Here is a 3,054-nt window from a genome sequence, read left to right on the forward strand (position 1 = left end):
CGCCGGCACCGCGCCGTGGCCCTCGCGGAGTTCCTGCAGGGCATTCCACAGGGCAGGCGGGTGGCGAGGACCACGACGCGCTCGTCCACGATGACGAAGGACGCCTGCTGCTCCGCCGCCAGGGCGGCCTCCTCCCGCGTCAGGTGCCACCTCTCACCCTTGTCGAACAGGTGCACGGCCTCGGCCCACAAGAGGTCACGCTCAGCCTCGAGGCGTGCGATGTCGATCTCGCCAACCTCCACCGGCCAGAAGCGACGGTTGCCGGTGTCGTCCTTCAGGAAGGCGTCCCGGTTGGACGTGCCGAAGAAGACGTTTCGGCGCGGGTACTCGATCTCGGTACGGGCATATGCCGGGCGGAACTTCTCGACATTACGGCTCAGAAAGGACTTGGCCTCCTCCACGTCTGCCCTCGAAGTCGTTGCCATCTCGCCAAGCTCCACGATCCAGTGACCGCGCAGGTGGTCGCTGGCGTCCTTCGAATGCAGCGGCGGCATGGCATCGCTGAACCACTTCCCGTAGGCCAGGACCCGCCCGGCGGTGGACTTGCCGATGCCTTGCGCACCCACGAAAATTAGCGCGCTGTCGGCCTTGCAGCCAGGCTGGAGCCCCCGCGCCACCGCCGAGATCATCCACCTCAAGCCAACAGCCGTCAGGTACGCCTCGGGCTGGGTCATGCTGGGAGAGGCTCCGGCATAGTCAACCAGCCAGGTGGCGAGGCGCGGCACGTTATCCCAGTGCAGCAAGCGGAGCTTCTCCTCGAGTGGGTCGAAGCTGTTGTCGTGGCTCCGGCTGTACAGGCCGTCGATCACGGCCTCCTTGCCCATCCGCGCGAAGCCATTCCTCTGGAACCAGACCGTGGCCGCAACGAAGTCCGCATCCGTGAGCTTGCGCGGCTCGAAGTGATTGGGCTTCCTGCCCGACGCATCCGGCATGTGCCGGAGAAGCATGTGGCATCCGGCTAGCCGATCAAAGCCAATGACACCTGCCCATTCGGGGTGCCCATGGAGAACTGCCACGACGTTGGCCGTATTGCTGATGGGCGCGCCATTCATTGCGAAGACGATGCCCTCGATGTCGGGCGGCATGCCCTCGGCGGCGGCGGCGTCGCTCTCCTCCCCACCATCACCACCATCAGGGGATTATCGGCGGGCGAGATGGCGGGTGAGTTGCGGGCAATCAGCTCGAGCTCCTCCGCGGACCCTCCCTTGTCGAACCAATCAGCAATGTCGTCCTTCTCTCCGAGGCCCGGCAGGCGCACTATGTGCGTGGACTTGGCAACATTGTGCAGGGCCTCGACAGCCTTCCAGGCGGCCTCCTCGCCCGGCTTGTCATTGTCGGGCAGAATGAACACAACTTTCCCGACAAACGACTGAACCTCTGCGTCATTCCAGGCGCGACCAGCGCCGCCGCTCTTGGTCGTGGCGACGACGCCAAGCCCCATGGCGGCGTAGACGCACTTCTCGCCCTCGACCAGCCACACCACGTCAGACTTGGCGACCTTGGGCAACATGAACAGGACGGGCTGCACATCACCGAGGCCCTTGATGTATTCAGAGCCATTCCACCGTTGTTGCGCGAAGGTCTTGCTGCCGTCCGCGTGGTCGGTTCGGACGACGCAATAGAGCGGCGATCCATTGGCGTCGGTGTAGCTGTAGATGGTGTCGGCGCTCCGCCCGGCGGCACCCTTCGCTTCAGCTTCGGCCTTTGCCTTCAGGTCGTCGGCTGTGGGACCGAAGTCGAGGTCTTCCACGTTGAAGTGACCGCCGCTCATGCCATTGGTTCCGTGACCAGAATGTTGGGGATGTTCGTGGCTCATGTCTTACCCTTCGGCTTCCTGGCGCTTTCGACATCGACGACGATGAGGGTCTCGTCGACGGAGTAGCGCGTGATCGGGCGTTGATCTGTGGGGGCTTTGGGGGTAGAAACCTTAATGCGCTGTCCAGACGCATTTTTGGTTTCCGACCCCGTCACCCCGCGCGGTGGCGGGGTTTTCCGTTTCATGGTCAGGCCACCTTGGTTTTTCGGGCCAGCATAAATTCATCTAGGTCGGTGCGGTCGACGAGCGTCCTGCGGCCGATCCGGATCAGGGGAAGTTCACCGCGCCCGGCGATGCTCCAGAGGTTCGCGACGCTGATGCCGGCATAGGAGGCACCTTCGCGCATCGACATGAAACGGGTATGTGGGTCGGGCTGTTTGGGGGTGTTGGTCATTCGTCCACCTCGGTTGTTGGTGGACACCCATATGGACTACTCGAAAATCACTGCCTCAAGTCTGCACGCTTTTTCAAAAAAACGCCGATCTTAAAGGCCTTTCTTCCGTCGTGATAACCAGTCCTTGATGTTACGGCGCGTAAGTGAGATTCCCCTTCTCAGGGTCGCTATACGGGCTACCACCTCATAAGCCTTACCCATCTCGTAGGGGGTAGGCTCGGGGATCCGGTGCCAGCGTCGGCCGCCGAGCTGGCTGGCGAAAACCTCGCGCACATCACCGAGCGGGGTGTACTCGGGATTGGCGACCATAGCTGCGCGCTGCTCGACGGGTACGTTTCGCATTTCCTCGCGCAGTTCGGCCAGGTCGCGGCTCTTGCCGGTGATAATCGCAATCTGCACTTGGGTGAACCCGTTCGCACGCAACCAGCGCCGTTGCCGCTTCCTCATCATGCACGACGCATAAAGGAGCCTCCTGAGACGGCCAACGATCCACTCGGTGAGTTCGACGTCAGCTTCCAGCGGTTTCCTACCAGCGCCCTTCCTTGCCCCGCCGCGTGCCATTCCGATCCAACCTGCGGTTACTTGCGCTTCTTCGTTCCGGCAACCTGCTCAAGCAGTATCCGCAGGTATTGGCTCAGAGACCTCTGCTCCCCGTCGGCCTTCGCCTGAAGGGCGTCCACAGTCACCGGTCTGAGCCTCACGCAAACGGTTCTCGTGAGCTCGGGATCCTTGGGCATTACAACCTCATGATGTCTAACACCGTCTCACATACTCCCTGATCGTCGAAGGGACAATGCCTAACTTTAATGTATAACACCGTGATAAACTTTTTGACCTATCCCGA

4 protein-coding genes are annotated in these 3,054 nt (G+C 62.0%); all 4 read right to left on the minus strand.

Annotated elements, in window-relative coordinates; genetic code table 11:
• On the minus strand, nt 1–1,085 hold a 1,085-nt coding region (locus tag WCJ41_RS21025; RefSeq protein WP_336907791.1), incomplete at its 3' end, for a virulence-associated E family protein.
• Complete coding sequence (locus WCJ41_RS21030; protein ID WP_336907792.1) at nt 1,049–1,771, minus strand: hypothetical protein; 723 nt, start codon at nt 1,769–1,771, stop codon at nt 1,049–1,051. The genes WCJ41_RS21030 and WCJ41_RS21025, both read right to left, overlap by 37 nt.
• 232 nt (nt 1,772–2,003) lie before the next feature.
• On the minus strand, nt 2,004–2,210 hold the full coding sequence (locus WCJ41_RS21035) for a helix-turn-helix domain-containing protein (RefSeq protein WP_336907793.1): 207 nt from the start codon (nt 2,208–2,210) through the stop codon (nt 2,004–2,006).
• Between the two features lie 90 nt (nt 2,211–2,300).
• Nucleotides 2,301–2,660, minus strand: a complete 360-nt coding sequence (locus tag WCJ41_RS21040) for a hypothetical protein (protein ID WP_336907794.1) — start codon at nt 2,658–2,660, stop codon at nt 2,301–2,303.
• Between the last annotated feature and the right edge of the window lie 394 nt (nt 2,661–3,054).

It is taken from the genome of Aestuariivirga sp. (genome assembly GCF_037139295.1).
Taxonomy (GTDB): domain Bacteria; phylum Pseudomonadota; class Alphaproteobacteria; order Rhizobiales; family Aestuariivirgaceae; genus Aestuariivirga.